This is a genomic window from Vibrio sp. 10N.222.55.C6, from assembly GCF_041473395.1.
Taxonomy (GTDB): Bacteria; Pseudomonadota; Gammaproteobacteria; order Enterobacterales; family Vibrionaceae; genus Vibrio; species Vibrio crassostreae_C.
The window spans coordinates 54,307-71,475 of sequence record NZ_JBFRSD010000013.1 but is presented as its reverse complement, the minus strand read 5'-3'; the positions used below and the strand labels follow the sequence as shown (position 1 = coordinate 71,475).

Here is a 17,169-nt window from a genome sequence, read left to right as displayed (position 1 = left end):
AACAGGTCACCATTTTTTACTTATCTAAATGCATCTTCTATGTAAATGCAATTCAGCACACTACGAACTTCTTCAGGTAGATTATATGGTTGAAATTCACCATAAAAATCAAGATTCATATAGTCAGCAATCGCATCTAAGATAATCTCTTCTGCTGCGTTACGATAATCCTGATACTCATCTAAAACATCCATCATATCTAGGTCGTCACTAGCTTTCTTAATCAATTTGCCACGCATATAGAATCCAGAATGTTTCAATGCGTTGTATACAGCTCTGTCAGTTCTACGTGTTCGCTTCCTAATTTTACTTTTTTCTTTTTCAGTTATAGAGATAGCTCCCCACTGAATTACCAACCGATTGTTAATAATTTCAGATTTAGCCTCACGTAATTTAATAATGCGCTCTGCACGTTCATGTGCTTGGGTTGCCTTCCCTTGTTCTTCTAACAATGGTTCACAAATGTACATCGCAGATCCGGCAAGTAAAATTGCTTGGATATAGTCAAAATCGTTTTGCGCTTCAACGTAAGATTTAGCAGCACGGTAAAGCATGTGTGGAGCAATTTCGAGTTTGTTCATAACTATTCTCTGAATAAAAAAGGGTGACTGAATAGTCACCCTTTACATTCTCATTTGCCGTCTAGCTTTTTAGATAATGCCTTACTGTGCTTTGCATTTTTTAGCTTCATCACGAAATTAACACTTGTTGCAATTACCATATAGATACAAAACAGTTGTACATAGGTTAGCGCAAGCAAGAACCAAAGCCCCACAAAACTAAACACATTAGGATGTATTGCAAACATGCTAGTTTTCACAATGAAAACTTGTAACGACGTTCCTAATACAAGTAAGCCCATCGTCGCAGCAGATAGCACAATCACACCAACAAGTAACTTGACCGTCAATTCATCTTCGTCAGAAAATACCGCTACCACTTTACTAGGTTGAACGATACGTAGAATCACATTTGGATAAACATATGCAATCCATAAACCCATGATAGTAAAAATCATAGCTGACGTATTTTGTAGAATAGATATTAGGCTCTGTATTTCAGAAAACTTAATATCACCTCTAAAACAATAACTAACTGATGTGACGAGTAAAGCGACTATAAGATGCCAAACAACAAATTTTTGAATTGGCGACTTCATTTTTAATCACCCATTAACCGCTTCTTCTTGAGCATCTTCTTGCTCAAATGCAGCTAATAGATTATCACGTTTTAGCTCTAACGCATTGAACAATCTTTTGGTTGTATAGTGACCAGTATCATCAACACCACCACCTACCATGTCATTTACAACCAGAACATTTTTAACTACGAATTGGTTCAACCAACAAATCCCACCGACACCCTCTTTACGGAACCCCAAGTTACGCCAATCATCCAAGCCACCATCGTATTCATCATTGTAACTATCGAAGATCTTTCTTAACTCGTCTTCAGTGGGTTTCGCATCAATGTTGACTTCAATTTTTCGAGTCTGCTTCGTCACTTCACCAGAAACAAAAGGTAAACCTTTGAAGAAGCGAGTCCAATCATTTTCTTGAACATCTCGTGCCGCAATAACCTCACGCTTAACGAAGTGTGTAATGTCCCTAGCGATCTTTCCTAAGTCTGCTTGAGTCGTCAATTTGGTGTATTGTTTAGTTTCGCAACGGAACCATAATTTTTCGTTGTTATTGTCATCATCAGACTTAAAGTAAACAGATGTATAGTTACCTTGTCTACCATCCTTAACCTCTCGCACCTTACGCTTAATATTGCTATGCAACCACATGAAGTCACGAAAGAAACTATTCAGCATTAAGGTATCTGCAACTGAATTATGGAAACGGATAGATGCAAACACCTTTTTATCTGGCACAAACCAATAGTACGCAGCTTCACCCCAGATAACTTTTGCGTCATCTTCTGCCGCATCATCAGCGTTATACAAGCGGTTATCATCGAGCTTCGAATCAGCACGGATACCATAGACTCCATTACCTTGACCAATAGCACGCCATAGAACAATCATATAGTCCCCAGTCAACGGGTCACGTTCTATGGCTTTTAGATACACTTTCTTTCTATGTGAATAACCTGGAGTTTCATCATCCCATAGAAGAGTATCCTCTAGTGAGATGCGGTCTTGAAACCACTCATGCAAAGATTCGAGCATGTCGCCCATGCTTAGATCTTCACAGTAATCATCTTCTCTATAACGATAAAATCCGAGTTTTTTGTATTTAAAAAAGGAAACAACCCCTGTACTCATTCAATAGGCTCCTAATGCTACGATTTGCTTATTGAAGCATAAAAAACTGTTATTTCAAAATAAGTTAGCTTGCACGCTAATGACAAATAAATCACTTAAGATCTTCTGCTAAACGTTATTGCTTTTATTTGTGACACTGTTAATTGAGGTGACTTGCTTTAGGTGCGTATCTTCGAGGGTCAATATCAAGTCGCTTTAAGTCAAACGGTCTTAGTCTACTTTCTTCTAATAGCTCGATTTGATTCCTGAAAAGTTGCATTTTACGATGATGGTCAACAATTAATGGTTTTTCTTTTAAAACGATAGCGTAGCAAACAGACATAACCATTGAACCGAACTCGATTAACTGCTCATCCGTAAAGTCTTTCATGTACCGATTTTTACGGTACTGATCTTCAATCCACTCTTGACCTCTCAAGGGTTCTTTCGCTTGTGGTTGCTCAATCTTTTCAACGTCAAATTGACCGTTGTTATGTACCGCATGGTTACAATTACTATAATGAGAATATTTCTCAATAATGTCACTAAGTGCTTTCTCTGCTATTTGAGTTGTTTCTGTATCTTCTAAATTATCATTTACAACATGGTAAACTGGTATAAATGTACCACTATTATTAGTATTTGTTACTTTGTGGGTATCTTGCATCAAGATGACATTGTGGAGGTGAGGAAATCTAAGTTCGCTTGTTGAGTTCATTGACTTTGAACCCAACATATCAGCAAGATACTTCACTAACACATCAGGTTCGAAAAACTCAGCAAGTTCGTTAATTATAATGAGTGTCCCTGCTGTATTAGGGTTCATTTTTAGGTGCTCAATAGTCGAGATTACTTGCTTGTTAGCTTTGCGCATAATGCTTTCAATCTGACGAAATGCTTTTTGCTCGAACTTACGGATGATCCGATTGCCATCAGGTAGCAAGCTCACAACACGGCGAAAATTAAGTTCACCATAAATGGCGGGAAAGTCAGGACGCTTCATTATGTCATGGAAATAGTTTTCCATTTTCTCTTTGGGGTCATCTTTCAGGGTCTTAAGCTCAATAACCATAACATCTCGGATCGCATAGTCCCCAATTTTAATACCATCAGGTATCTTTTCAGGTATCTCATCTAAGTCCTCAATAGCTTCGTATTGGGTCATAAACGATTTGAAGTTTTCTTCATTAGAAAAAGCAATCTTTTTATTCGTCATTCAGTTTCTCACGCTACTGTAATACACCACCGATGTGCATCTGATTGCGCTATTTTACATTGAACGTTGGTGAAATGGTAATCCACCAATTTATCAAGTAATAACTTGATATCGGTAGCTTGCACCAACGTGTTTTCCTTGAATCGTTTCTCACCAAAGTCAACTGCTCCCCGCTCGTTTTTTTACAAACATAATTTGTCCGTCCCCCGCTCGTTTTTACAAAAAATGGTTTAGCTTTCTATATAAACCAACCCATTTTTCATTTTGTTGATCGGGGGACGGACAAATTAAAATGTCACGTCGGATAAGTCATAACTCGCTACTAGCCTTTCTTTAACTTCAGCACGTTTAGCTGCCTTGCGTATACGCTCTTTCTCTTTCTGTTCTGGGGTAGCTTCAGCACGTTTAGCTTTCTTTCTCAATCGGTCACGCTCTTTACGTTCTTCAGTTGTATCACGTTTCTTGTCATAACCACGACGATTAGCTTTCACCTCTTCATCATGTGCCAACGCTTCAGCTTCAATCGCATAGGTGCGTTTTAGGTCTTCGATCTCCCCACCCTCAAATTCTGGTCGATCATGTCCACCACTGGTAACAGCTTTGAAGTATGCATTCGGTAATAATTCATATTCATGCGGTACAACAATCGTTTTACCCTTTGAATCTTTCTTACCTTGCTTGGCTTCGATATACGCTTTACGTTCATCAGGTGACATACTTTTCACTTTGACCTGTTCTAGATCTACTCGGTCATAGAACATCTCGACCAGTCGTAGCGCATCACTTTTACTTGGAGCCATTGTCACCGTACCATTTTTGTTTGTGTAACCGATCATCGAAAACGTATCAGTAGCACCGTTGGTCATGACTGCATGTGCTTGCTTCATAGCTTCATATGTCGCATTCTTCAGATCTGGTAATGTACCCTTTGCAGTATTAGATAAACTTTCCCTAGCAACAATTGCCAATACCTTTGCGAACTTCATAGGTGTGTCATTGGTCAACGTTAATGTCGTGTCGATGTAACTTGGGTCATGGATCATCGTCTCAGCAATACCCGTACACAAAGACTTATAACCAGCTTTACATGCTTTTGAAATACCATTGGACTTAGCCCACCATTCGGTAGGTAAACCACGAAGTTCACGGGTGAACTCAATGTAATCGAACTTTCTATACGCATCATGCAACTTCGAACGTTTAATGAAGTAGAAATGTTCAACCAGTGGGTACAACGCATTGTATTCATCATGACTCAAAGGTTTCTTATGTTCTGCTTCATGACGCTTTGAGTAACGTTTGAACCCTTTATCGAAACCAGCTTTACACGATGCAGACCATTTAACGGCTGTGGTTGGTGACAGTTCGTCACGGTCTTCAGGGTTCAATACTTCGTCACGGATATCTACTGGTGACAACTTCAACATGTTCTTATTGTCGGCAGAAACTAGATCACTTGCTATGCTTGCAGGTTGTAAGTTGGTACTGGTTGCAGCTTCAAAATCGGAATAGGTCATGAACAAATCATATGAAAATCGCTTCATGAACTCTTTGTTGCTGTGTATGTTGGTTAAGTATTCGTCTATAACGTCTTGAGTTAATTCAAAACATTTTCCATCGTTATTCGAATCTGGGTATGCAAATTCACGAAATGCAATGTACCTAATCGGATCACGCTCCAACTGCTTAAACCACTTCAACGCAGCCAAATTATCAATTGTACCGATGACAAAACGATGGCTCCCATCATCGTTTTGTTTGATGTACTCCCCGATCCCCTCAAAGGTTTTCTTCTCGACTTCGCCTAATAATTCAACACCCTTTTCATTCACGTATACTTTAGTTGTCTGTAGTGCCTCGAATGCATCTTCATACGCTTTCTTAATCGAATAATAACACCTCGGTTTTAACATCTGGTCTTTAGCCATGTTAGTAAAGATGTACGTGTCATTATCGGCTATACCTTCACTTTGCGTCTTATTCCTTAAGCGTCCAGCACTTTGAGTTACTGCTAATGGGTTAATTGTTACATCTGTTGCAATAACACCTTGACGCTTATTCTCATACAAGTTGATCCCTGCACTGATTGCTACAGTTCCAGTAAGAAAATCAAAGTTTGTAGTTTTGCCAGTCTTAATTAATTGGTTAGCATCGTTCTTCATTGTTTTACCAATGGTTGAACTTGAATACTTCGATAATGCTTGGACGACTGCGGAGCTAACACCGTCTAATTTCTTACTAATGTAAACGGATTCGATTTCCTCTTGGTTGTTCTTGATGTAGAACGGTAGCTTTTCTTGCTCGATACTTCGATCAATGAAGTCATGGACGATTGACCGTGTTAGTTCACCCTCAACCACATAATACTTTCTGATCACCTTCGCTTCAGGGTCTTCATTTCGGTAACAATTCACCGTGTTGTCTAAACAGTGTCTGAAGATGTTGAAGGGGGTTGGTGTCGCTGTCATGCCAATGACTATGTGATCTTGATACAACTTGCTGACGCTTCGATGGTACTCCACCATGTGGTTGTAGCATGAACGAAAATGCATGTCAGCTTCGTGCATTTCGTCATAAATGAATACGCATTTAGGTGGTAATTTGTCGTCTTTAGCCAACTTATAAACCGCATCACATGACGCTACGATCAAACCATCAGAATCTTCAATTATGTCCTGCCTGTTACCGAATAGCTTCAGGACTTTTGTTGAATCTTTCCCTTGTTCCAAATCCTCTTTGCTTTGTACTGCAAGGTTGTTTCGATTCGGGATTAAGATCAGTGTGTAACCTAGTAATTTCCAGTGATAAAACAGTCCTTTGATTAGTCGTGTTTTACCTAGTGACATTTCACCATATAGGTTTAAGAATTTACCTTTCTTTAAGATGTTGAAGATGTCACCTAGTTTACTGGATAGGTGTTGTTGCTTGGTTAACTCTAGGTTTTCTATGTGCTTTGATGCACGGATAAAAATTGGAGCTAATTGTTGCCCAATCTTTGGTTGCAAGGTGTTTATCATTATTGTTATGCCTTGTTATTCAGGAAAGACAGTGCGCTTTCCATGCTCTTTGATACTTTGATGTCTTCGATATTTGGTTTATTTGACGGTTTAGTCCAACCGTATTTCTTTGCTAAATGCACGATAGTTCCAGCTTTTACAGCATCGTGTGAAAACGACGGAGTGAAACTAACCAGTTCGCCACGGGTTAACGTTGTGTGATCTGATAAGTAACCCAAATGTTCATTAACGAATGCTTGGCATACTTGAACCCAATCACCACGATCACGGTTTTGACTAAAGAAAAACTTTGCAGCGGTCATCACCAGTTGATGTTGTCGCTTAACATCGATCCCTTTTAACTCTAGGTCTTTGAGTTTCGCAGCACGTTTCTTTTCAACTTCAACTTTGCAATGTTCATAGTAAAGCTCGTCACCTGCTTCAATACCTGCAACACCGTCGTCAATTAGCTTCTGTATGAACGTACACGGGGCTTTTAGGACTTTATGTAGTGGTAGGGGTTTACCATCTGCAAAACGCCATTCAAAGTTATCTGCGTTGGTATTTGCACGGTATGAATAGCGGTTGGCATCGTGTGAACTCTTATCAAGTGGAATATCTTCACCGAGAATCTTTTGGATGTAAGCAAAGCACCGTACTTTGTTGTGTTCCCAGATCTTTTTCTGGACATTAGTTGCTAGTGGGATTGGTTGTGCAAGTGGGATTAAAACTTTCAAACGTGGACATGCTGGTAGTATTTCACCGCTAGGCTTTTTCTTTTCACGTTTGTTGTTAACGCTGGTGGATATTGCATGTGCAATACCATGTCGGTTAAAGCATCGGTGCACGTGGTCGATCAAGTCTGCGCCATGACGTGTAGGATCATCGATGTCCACGTAGTAACACCATGTTTCTGTTATTGCGTCTTTGCCTTTTCGACCTGTTGAACTAATTCCACACATCAGGTCATTTGATACGACCAATTTTAAATTGTTCTCAGTCCACGGTATTGTTTTGGTCACCCATGTATCATGGTACTGGATGCAAACTTGGTCTTTTTCGATCCATCTATCTTTTGATGATTCGACGTTAATTGAAAGGTTGATGCTTAGTGTCATGTTATTATTCCATATTGACACCCTCACATAATATTATTCTCACTGGGCTTGTTGTTATTGGTTATAAATTAGGCGCAGAACGTTATCTGCGATCTCTTCGTTGGTCGGTGCTCTCCAACCTGCTTTCTTTGCTTGGCGACATACGTGTTCTTTGCTTTGACGAATGTTTCTAGCACATACAGTTAAACCATATTTTTCATAAATTTCTTTTTGAGTCATGATCTTTACTCCTTTTGGTTGTTATCAACGCTCATTGATTATTTAGGTGAAAGAAAACGGGGTAACCACTCCCCGTTCTCAATGTTGGTGGTAACAACTCCACCTTGACACCTTGCAATGTTATTTATTCTAATGCTGTATTTCGTATGTTAATGATCCGATTGAACGGTAATGATTCATGCAGCGTTAAACCGCTGCACCTTTGAATCTGGACGTTTCCAGCCATGAACCTTTGTAAGGTAGCTAACACGCTTTTTCATCTAAACCTATTGCCATCTCTGCATAAGTACCACCCAGATCTTCAAAGATGACCTTGATCATGTCATTGGTTATTTCGTATTTATCAGGGATTACTAAAATTGGAGGGAAACAAACTCCAATAAAGGGTTTGTTCATAGTATTCAATCGTTTTGGAATTGTTAGTTAACAGAACGTCAACTTCATAATCAGAATAGTCACCGTTGGCTCCCACCAACATTTACATTTTACCACGTAGAAACCCAGAATAAACATTATTTGCAACTTTCTTGGAAATAATTTTCAAACAAACTTTCTCTAAGATCTTATAGGTAGAAATCATCAAGAGAAGCCGTTTGCTTCCAATCCACATTGAACGATCATGGGTTAGCATCAACCGATGTGCTCCAGAAACAAGAAAACCCACACTAGGTGGGTTTTTTATTATCAACTGCCGTGTGCAATACAACTCAAATCCACTAAAGGTGCTCTAAAATTTTAGAACAACTTGTTTTAGCATCGCCAAACAGCATCTGCGTGTTCTCTTTGAAGAACAGTGGGTTTTGCACACCGGCGTAACCTGTGTTCATCGAACGCTTGAATACGATAACATTCTGAGCGTTCCAAACTTCAAGTACTGGCATACCAGCAATTGGGCTGTTTGGATCTTCAAGTGCTGCAGGGTTTACGGTGTCATTCGCACCAATTACCAATACAGTATCTGTCTCATCGAAGTCATCGTTGATTTCGTCCATTTCTAGAACGATATCGTAAGGCACTTTCGCTTCAGCAAGCAGTACGTTCATGTGACCCGGTAACCTACCAGCAACTGGGTGGATACCAAATCGAACATTAATGCCCTGCGCTCGTAGCTTCTCAGTGATTTCATGCACTGGGTATTGTGCTTGAGCTACTGCCATGCCGTATCCAGGAGTGATGATTACTGACTTAGAGTTTTTCAGCATATCAGCCACATCTTCAGCTGATGTTTCGCGGTGTTCACCTTGCTCTTCATCGCCATCAGACACAACCACTTCTTGGCCGAATCCACCAGCAATAACGCTGATGAAAGAGCGGTTCATCGCCTTACACATAATGTAAGACAGAATCGCACCCGACGAACCAACCAATGCACCAGTTACGATAAGCAGATCGTTTGCAAGCATGAAACCTGCCGCTGCTGCTGCCCAACCAGAGTACGAGTTCAGCATAGAGACAACTACTGGCATATCTGCACCGCCAATCGATGCCACTAGGTGGTAACCGAATGCGAATGCGATAAGTGTCATCACCATTAGTGCGAACATGCTGCCGTCTGCTTTAACGAACATGATCATCAGCAGTGTAGAAACTACGATAGCCGCTAGATTCCACTTGTGCTTATGAGGGATGTTCAATGCAGACGAAGAGATCACGCCGCGAAGCTTACCAAACGCAACAATAGAACCCGTGAACGTCACCGCACCGATAAACACGCCAACGAACACTTCCACTAGGTGGATCACGTGCTCTGCATGAATATCTGCAGGGTTGATAGAAACAGTAGCAGGTGGATCGATGTAGCTGTTATAACCTACAAGTACTGCCGCCATACCTACGAAGCTGTGCAGAATTGCAACCAGCTCTGGCATTTCAGTCATTTCTACTTTTCTTGCGTAGTGGATACCAATACCACCACCGATCACCATAGCAATGATGATCCATACAATACCTGCAGAGTGAGGACCAAAGATCGTCGCGATCAACGCAATTGCCATACCCGTGATACCGTAATAGTTACCTGCACGCGCAGATTCCTGTTTCGATAACCCAGCCAAGCTCATAATAAAAAATACAGCAGCAACAATATAAGCTGCTTGTACTAATCCTTCAGACATCTGTTACTCCTTAGTCTTTACGGAACATTTCAAGCATACGTTTGGTCACGGTAAAGCCACCAAAGATATTGATACTTGCAATTAATACGGCAATAAATGATAAGAACGTGACGACGCCACTTCCTTGTCCGATCTGTAACAGTGCACCTACTACAATGATGCCTGAAATCGCGTTAGTCACGGACATCAAAGGCGTATGCAGAGAATGGCTTACATTCCAAACTACGTAATAACCCACCACACAAGCGAGAACAAAAACGGTAAAGTGAGATAAGAACGCAGCTGGAGCAACCGAAGCTACCCAAGCGAATGCACCAACAGCTACCGCCATACCCGCCACTTTCTTAATTGGAGAAACAGGTTCTTCAACTTTAGGCTCTGGTTTGGCCGCTTTTGGCTTAACTTGTTGTGGTTGAGCTGAAACTTGAATTGGTGGAGCTGGCCAAGTGACCTCGCCCTCTTTAACCACAGTAACACCACGCAGAACAACATCTTCAAAGTCGATTTTGATGTTGCCATCTTTCTCTTTGCAAAGCAGTTTCAGAAGGTTAACTAGGTTCGTTGCATACAGCTGAGATGATTGAGTCGGCAGTCGACCAACCATATCAGTGTAACCAACCACCTTAACGCCGTTAGCGGTTGTAATGACTTGATCCGCAACCGTGTATTCACAGTTACCGCCATTGGCCGCCGCAAGGTCTACAATCACACTACCTGCACTCATGCTGTCTACCATCTCTTTGGTAATCAGCTTCGGAGCCGGGCGACCTGGAATCAGCGCCGTTGTAATGATGATATCAACGTCTTTTGCTTGAGCTGCATAAAGCTCTTCCGCTTTCTTATTGAATGCTTCAGACATCTCTTTTGCGTAGCCGTCACCAGCACTGGTATCTTCCTTGAAATCCACTTCCAAGAATTCAGCACCCATCGACTCAACTTGTTCTTTAACTTCAGGACGAACATCGAATGAACGAACGATTGCACCTAAGCTACCCGCAGCGCCGATTGCCGCTAGGCCAGCAACACCAGCACCTGCAACCAGTACTTTTGCTGGCGGAACTTTACCCGCAGCCGTAATCTGACCCGTGAAGAATCGACCAAACTCATGCGCCGCTTCAACAACAGCACGATAACCCGCGATGTTTGCCATAGAACTCAATGCATCTAACGCCTGAGCTCTTGAAATTCGTGGTACAGAATCCATCGCCATCACGTTGATGTTACGACTGGACAATTGTTCCATTAACTCTGGATTTTGAGCAGGCCAAATAAAGCTGACCAATGTTGCGCCATCTTTAAGAAGATCGATTTCATTTTTAGACTCGTCAACGATCGGAGCGTTAACTTTAAAGATAATATCGGATTTCCAAGCTTCATCTGCGGTGACAACTTTTGCTCCAGCTTGTTCATAAGCTGCATCTTCAAAACTTGCTAACGCACCTGCTTGTGATTCAACACAAACTTCAAATCCTAATTTTAGAAGCTGTTCTACCGATTTCGGCGAAGCAGCGACTCGCGTTTCACCTGCGAGCGTTTCTCTTGGTACACCAATTTGCATAGCTATTCCTTGACTATTGGCACGAATGACTTATTCGTTTGTATCTAACGACAACTAATACTTCAAGCGTTTTGTTCAAAGAACAGGAAAAGTTATTACTTATAACGATTTGGACGGAATTTGAGCGCTTCATTCGGATAAATGACGACCGTCTCGAACCAAGAGGTCAAACCACTTGCAAATAATCCTTTTAATAACAACTCACTAGCTGTTCTTTATCCATAAAACTAAAAAGAGCTTTCAGCATATACACTGAAAGCTCTCTAAATTATGACCAACATCAATTCTAACCCTAATTGGTTAGCTAAATATATTGTCGCCCATTTGGTCGATGAACATCTGCGATTTTTTGAGCATCAATTCATCGGCATCTTGTTTGTTTGAAACAACATCTGAACGAATAAAACGGTGAGTTTTGATTTCACCATCGAATTCTTTCTCGATTCGCCCAGCAACACGGTATTGACCAGATTCTGCAATGGCATCTTGATAGATATTGAAACCCTTATATTCGACTGGCTCAATCTCTACTTTTTGTTCGGTTTTTTCTTTGCCACCAAATAATCTAGAAAAGAATCCCACGTTTTTTTACTCCTTAAATGACCGTATTCACCCTAAACTATCATGACTGTTTACGGTTCAACAACGGCTTTTCATACCATTGCAATTCTACGTCATCGTCAAAATTGTGTTGACTAAATATAACAGGCACATTGTCGTCACGTTCACGTCTTCGATCGTCAATAATCATACTTTCTGCATTTTTGACCGCGATCTCACTATTGCGTTTATAGAGCACCAATTTGTCTTCTGGCAATGCTGACAGAAAATCGATATCAAAACGAATATAGATAGGTTTTAGCTGGCCCAAAGCCAAGCACGCGAGATCGGCCAACTGTTCGTTGGTATAACTAGACACATATTCCTCGGTAGCCAATACATGACCGACCAGAGTTTCCATATAGTTATGTACATCAACACTAATTTGCATACCACACCTCCATTTGTAGCGGTTTTTCTAGTCGCAGTCGTTTCTAAAGTCACTTGAAACCATGCAATTCCTAATAGCTTTCTATAACTCAGTTATAGGTTTTACTGTCCATAGTTGAAACTTAGGCATTATTTAATCTTACTCTGACTTCATTACAGATCTTCGTCGCTTAATGAAAAGGTCACTCAATGATAACTGATCATCAAGCCCTTTAAGTGACAGCGCCAACGTAAGAGCAGCAGAGCAGATTTTGTTAAGTATCTATAACGACTAATTAATTTCTCATATATACTGTGTAGTTCGTTCTAAGGTTAATAGCAACTCAAAATACATATGAAAATGATTGCACCAATAGCGACCTATGACTATGTTTTTGCTCTAATTTAGGCAAAAAGCTTGGCAATCGCTTGTTTAACCGTATCCTACGCATAGTATTAAATAATAAGATCATCAATATAGTTAGGCTCACCACATAAATGGCATCATCTTTTGTAACGTCGAGCATGTTTCGATTTTGCTTCCCTTTAGTCCTGTTAACAATTTTGCTCGTTGGTATGGACAACGTCATTCTCGTGACGGACTCAAATTTAGGGTTTGCTAGCAACCTCCCTTACATTTTATTGAGCGTTGCGGTTCTGCTATGCCATACGTTCAGACAAGGTCGAATGGCGATGGTATCGGTGACCATGCTTGTCGCTTATCTGATCATCCAAGTTCGCTTACAAACGCCTCTCAATACTGGCACAACGCTATTAGAGCTCTCGTTACTTGCGGCATTAGTACCTGTCACTTGCTTACTTGTTTATGCCTTCCCTGATAACGGCGTAAACTCAAAGTCGATGCTGCTCTACGCCATCGTTCTTGTTCTGTTTATGGTGTGGGCACAATTGATCGTCTCTCACTTCCATGCCGGCGGTTTTGAATCATGGAGTGATGGTCTTCTATTTATTGTCAGAGACTTCTCCAAACTGCCTTTTGTTTTAGTGCTGTATAGCCTTTGCTTGCTTGGCCTTACTGCCATTCTCGTGTTGGTGTATAACCGCTCTATCGATGTTGTGGTTTATAGCGCTATCCTGCTTTCTTCTTGTACGTTCATCTTCTTCGATATTCAGTACATCTCGAGCACCATGTTCTCGCTGTCAGGCACACTGATCATCGTCTATGTGATGTCTGCTAGTCATGATATGGCCTTTAACGACCAACTGACTAACATTCCCGGTCGACACGCCTTAGAAGTCGATATGAAGCACTTGGGGCGTAAGTATTCGATGGCGATGGTCGATATTGATCACTTTAAACAATTCAACGATACCTACGGACATGACATTGGCGACGATGTGTTAAAACTGGTGGCACGCATTCTGAGGGAAACCACAGGCGGCGCTAAAGCTTATCGCTATGGTGGAGAAGAGTTCACGATTATCTTCAAAGGAAAACATTCGGAACAAGTTAAAGAGCACCTTCAAGCTCTGATTTCCGAGGTTCAAAACTACGACATGACGATTCGTAATAGTCATGAACGCCCCGACGATCATGAAGTGGGTATCAAAAAGCGTGGCAAGAAAGGCAAACCATCGGAAGTGGTGAATGTGACGGTGAGTATTGGATTGTCTGATAGTACAACCACCAGACATCCTGAAGAGGTGTTGAAGCTTGCTGACCAAGCGCTGTATAAAGCGAAAGAAACCGGTCGAAACAAACTGTGTATTGACCGTTAACAATAGTTGATAGCGAAAGATATTGAGTGCTAGAGATCTAAATAGCTTAAGCCATTAATAGCGATCTGCTTCAATAACTATCACTTCCAAGTTCAACGAGCCTCATTGATTTGAGGCCGTATGGGCTTAACTGGAAAAAAGAGCTTAATCTTGGTTGAAGAATATAACCAAGCTGCCACCTTTTAAGCTACTTCCGTAGTTAATCGTAAAACCTATTCCCACGTTATCGACCCACTCATTAAACAGGTTTGGGTTAAGCAACCAACCAACACTGCCCTCGTAGTAAGATGTGGTGCCCATAGATGCCACGGTGTCACCACCAATATCAATTCGTCTTATACTCGAGTACATCGAAGTGATGTTCTTATCCCAACGCACGAGATCATAGAAAACCTTGGCTTCATTGGCGATATACCACCCTTCAGGATGACCGACATTGCCATTATTCGCCTCGCCCCAGCCGATGCCATTAAAGTAATGCCAACTGGTGCTCAATTTATACTTTCCCCAGTCATTCTTATCTTCGTACATCAGCTTGATTTTAGGCTCGATGATATAAGCCCAAGCATCAGTATTGAGATATACGCCATCCAGTTGGTCTTGAATAGGCTTTAGCAACGAAGCGCGATATTCATAATCATTGCGGTAGTAAGAGATGTGGTTACCGATTGCAGAGCTGAAGCTCCAATATTCGTCTAGCTGGGACACATTCGCGAATTCGACGTAGCCAGACACTACCGACTCTTTTTGAAAATCGTTTCTGTTTGCTGCCGCGTACTCGACATCGTTCTCGATTCGCAATGCAGACAAGCGTAGCGTCACCTCTTGATGGTTGTCTTCGATGTAACTTGGTAATTCAAATGTGTAAGGCAAACTCAGGGAGGTGATGTTTTGGCGACGACTTACCGAATCATTCGAACCGATGTCTTCATTGTCCAAACTAAACACTTTATTGGGGTCAAAGTTATTGATACCAAAAGTGAAAACATCGGTGTCGTTGAGCAATACACTGGTGGCAAAGCTCTGCTCTAGATCCTTTCGAAAAAGATCAGATAGCGTATTGGCATTAACAGTGGTCGCCAAAGCGGTAAAAAATAGAGGAACCGCAAGCGTCCAAGATGTGTTAGTCATAGAAAATGACTTCGAATGTGGCATTTCTTTTATCACTTAAAGCACTTCCTAGCTCAAACGCTATTAGAAGTATAAATTCAAATATCTAAAAGAGCTCGCCAACTAACGCGCAAGCTCCAAAATGTTACGTTGTACAAAGGTATTTCTACCACTTTGCTTCGCTTGATAAAGCGCTTGATCGACCTTTTCGTAAATAGACGCAATAGATTCGCCACCTTCTGGCACAAAGGACAACACACCTTGTGACGCTGTCACTCTATCCGATACCGTTGAGTGTTCATGAGCGTAGTTCATCTCATGCAATGCCTCTTTAACTCGAGTCGCGTGTACCTTAGCGCCTTCACTGTCTGTATCGCTAAGAATCAGAACAAACTCTTCACCGCCATAACGACCTACAAATTCTCCCGCACGAACAAACAGCTGTTTCAAGGTATTAGCAAGCCCTTGTAAGCACTTATCCCCTTGAATATGACCATAATTATCGTTGTAAGGCTTAAAGAAGTCTACATCTAGAAGTATGACTGTCATGGATATATTACGTCTTCCGTGCCACGCTATGCTCTCTTCAAGCTTAGTATCCATATATCGACGGTTATACAATTTGGTCAGGCCATCTTCGTTGGCTTGTTGCTGCAGAAGGATGTTCAGTTCTTCGAGTTTGGCTGTGCTTTGTTTTAGCTCTCGTCTCATGTGCGCGATACGTTGCATCGCAATCAGCTTAGAATTCAAAACAACCTTGTTTACTGGCTTGATCAGGTAATCATCGCCACCAGCGTCAATCGCTTTTGCGATCATCTCAGGTTCTTCGTGACCACTAAGAAAGATGATGGGAACCCATTCTGGGAATCGGCTTCGAACCTCATTCGCCACTTCAAAACCATCCATATCAGGCATGCTGATATCAAGTAACACGAGTTCAGGATCAAAATCAGAATAAACACTCAGGGCTTCTTTTCCGCTACCGACAGCTTCTACAATATGACCCAGTTGCTTGAGTCGGATAGCAAGTTGCATCCTGTCTAGTTGAACGTCATCAACCAGCAATATGCGCATTGAAGATCCCTTTTCTATCATCACATCACCTTTATCTAGTGTTGAATATTCAAAGTAGCTCAAATTTGGGCTTAAATCATGCCCTAATCTCTATATTATATTGACTTTTTTACAGATCTTTTTAGCATTGTTTCTTTTTAAAGAGAAATACTATGTCAGACGCTACAAACAACGAACAACAAGAAATCGATTTAACCACCATCTCACCAGAACTTCGTCAAGTTATCGAATTTGATGGCGTACCAAAAGAGATGCACTTTATGGTTACTTCTATTCACGAAGTGTCTGAAGAAGCAGTACGCGAAGCTTGGGATAGTCTTCCAGCAAGCGCACAAAATGTTTTAGACAACTTCGAGCAGTTCCACGCTCTAATCTCAGTTAGCCAAGCTTTCGCTGGTGTTAACGTGATGGAAGAGTTCCCTACTCTTAAACTTCCAGAAGACATGTCTGACGAAGAAAAAGAAGAGTACCGTGCTCAACTGCTAGACCAAGTTCTACACAACTGTGTAAAAGACATGGTTAAACAAATCAAGAAAGCTCGTCGTGATGCAATCTTGAAGCGTGATTTCAAAGAAGTTTTTACTAAGTAAGTCGCTAGTCGCCTAAACTAGGCTAAGCGCTAACAGTACTACTTAGAATTAAGCCGCATGTTTCTTTAAACACGCGGCTTTTTTATATCCGCTATTTTCTGTTCGTCGATCGTTACGTCTGTATGTTCTTGTTGCTAATGTTCATATGATTCGACAAATCATATGCCTTAACACTCATATAGTGTGGCGCAAAACTGGCAGTTATACCGTATAAAAA

General features: G+C 41.2%; 16 protein-coding genes. 2 read left to right on the top strand and 14 right to left on the bottom strand.

Annotation, left to right across the window (positions count from 1 at the left end; all coding sequences use genetic code 11):
* Positions 1–20: 20 nt before the first annotated feature.
* From AB4486_RS10975 to AB4486_RS10920, 12 genes are all read right to left on the bottom strand, one after another.
* On the bottom strand, positions 21–581 hold the full coding sequence (locus AB4486_RS10975) for a hypothetical protein (RefSeq protein WP_108082815.1): 561 nt from the start codon (positions 579–581) through the stop codon (positions 21–23).
* A 50-nt stretch (positions 582–631) separates the two neighbouring features.
* The gene (locus AB4486_RS10970) at positions 632–1,159 is read right to left on the bottom strand and encodes a hypothetical protein (RefSeq protein WP_219910245.1); all 528 of its coding nucleotides are present in this window, start codon (positions 1,157–1,159) and stop codon (positions 632–634) included.
* Between the two features lie 6 nt (positions 1,160–1,165).
* Positions 1,166–2,269, bottom strand: coding sequence for a hypothetical protein (locus tag AB4486_RS10965; protein ID WP_108082816.1), 1,104 nt, complete (start codon positions 2,267–2,269; stop codon positions 1,166–1,168).
* A 139-nt stretch (positions 2,270–2,408) separates the two neighbouring features.
* The gene (locus tag AB4486_RS10960) at positions 2,409–3,464 is read right to left on the bottom strand and encodes a hypothetical protein (protein ID WP_372117161.1); all 1,056 of its coding nucleotides are present in this window, start codon (positions 3,462–3,464) and stop codon (positions 2,409–2,411) included.
* A gap of 287 nt (positions 3,465–3,751) precedes the next feature.
* Positions 3,752–6,481 (bottom strand): DEAD/DEAH box helicase family protein, encoded by a 2,730-nt coding sequence (locus AB4486_RS10955; RefSeq protein WP_372117159.1) that lies wholly within the window; start codon positions 6,479–6,481, stop codon positions 3,752–3,754.
* Positions 6,482–6,486: 5 nt separating this feature from the next.
* On the bottom strand, positions 6,487–7,578 hold the full coding sequence (locus tag AB4486_RS10950) for a hypothetical protein (RefSeq protein WP_108082819.1): 1,092 nt from the start codon (positions 7,576–7,578) through the stop codon (positions 6,487–6,489).
* A 54-nt stretch (positions 7,579–7,632) separates the two neighbouring features.
* Positions 7,633–7,797, bottom strand: coding sequence for a hypothetical protein (locus AB4486_RS10945; RefSeq protein WP_181359913.1), 165 nt, complete (start codon positions 7,795–7,797; stop codon positions 7,633–7,635).
* A gap of 243 nt (positions 7,798–8,040) precedes the next feature.
* A complete protein-coding gene (locus AB4486_RS10940) occupies positions 8,041–8,193 on the bottom strand; it encodes a hypothetical protein (RefSeq protein ID WP_181359914.1) in 153 nt (50 codons plus the stop codon).
* A gap of 320 nt (positions 8,194–8,513) precedes the next feature.
* Positions 8,514–9,911: a Re/Si-specific NAD(P)(+) transhydrogenase subunit beta gene (pntB, locus tag AB4486_RS10935; protein WP_372117156.1), complete on the bottom strand. Its 1,398-nt coding sequence runs from the start codon at positions 9,909–9,911 to the stop codon at positions 8,514–8,516.
* Positions 9,912–9,921: 10 nt separating this feature from the next.
* On the bottom strand, positions 9,922–11,469 hold the full coding sequence (gene pntA, locus AB4486_RS10930; RefSeq protein ID WP_371720917.1) for a Re/Si-specific NAD(P)(+) transhydrogenase subunit alpha: 1,548 nt from the start codon (positions 11,467–11,469) through the stop codon (positions 9,922–9,924).
* A 300-nt stretch (positions 11,470–11,769) separates the two neighbouring features.
* Positions 11,770–12,051, bottom strand: a complete 282-nt coding sequence (locus AB4486_RS10925) for an HlyU family transcriptional regulator (protein ID WP_004731023.1) — start codon at positions 12,049–12,051, stop codon at positions 11,770–11,772.
* Between the two features lie 40 nt (positions 12,052–12,091).
* Complete coding sequence (locus AB4486_RS10920) at positions 12,092–12,460, bottom strand: late competence development ComFB family protein (protein ID WP_017060104.1); 369 nt, start codon at positions 12,458–12,460, stop codon at positions 12,092–12,094.
* A 476-nt stretch (positions 12,461–12,936) separates the two neighbouring features.
* Between AB4486_RS10920 and AB4486_RS10915 the strand changes: the two genes are divergently transcribed.
* Positions 12,937–14,178 (top strand): GGDEF domain-containing protein, encoded by a 1,242-nt coding sequence (locus AB4486_RS10915; RefSeq protein ID WP_372117154.1) that lies wholly within the window; start codon positions 12,937–12,939, stop codon positions 14,176–14,178.
* A gap of 144 nt (positions 14,179–14,322) precedes the next feature.
* On the opposite strand, the gene AB4486_RS10910 is transcribed toward AB4486_RS10915, so the two are convergent.
* Together AB4486_RS10910 and AB4486_RS10905 are read right to left on the bottom strand one after the other, a co-directional pair.
* Complete coding sequence (locus AB4486_RS10910; protein ID WP_029235232.1) at positions 14,323–15,333, bottom strand: Solitary outer membrane autotransporter beta-barrel domain; 1,011 nt, start codon at positions 15,331–15,333, stop codon at positions 14,323–14,325.
* A 78-nt stretch (positions 15,334–15,411) separates the two neighbouring features.
* Positions 15,412–16,383, bottom strand: coding sequence for a diguanylate cyclase (locus AB4486_RS10905; RefSeq protein ID WP_170791831.1), 972 nt, complete (start codon positions 16,381–16,383; stop codon positions 15,412–15,414).
* Positions 16,384–16,514: 131 nt separating this feature from the next.
* On the opposite strand from AB4486_RS10905, the gene AB4486_RS10900 reads away from it, so the two are divergent.
* The gene (locus tag AB4486_RS10900; RefSeq protein ID WP_017060108.1) at positions 16,515–16,952 is read left to right on the top strand and encodes a DUF3069 domain-containing protein; all 438 of its coding nucleotides are present in this window, start codon (positions 16,515–16,517) and stop codon (positions 16,950–16,952) included.
* Positions 16,953–17,169 lie beyond the last annotated feature (217 nt).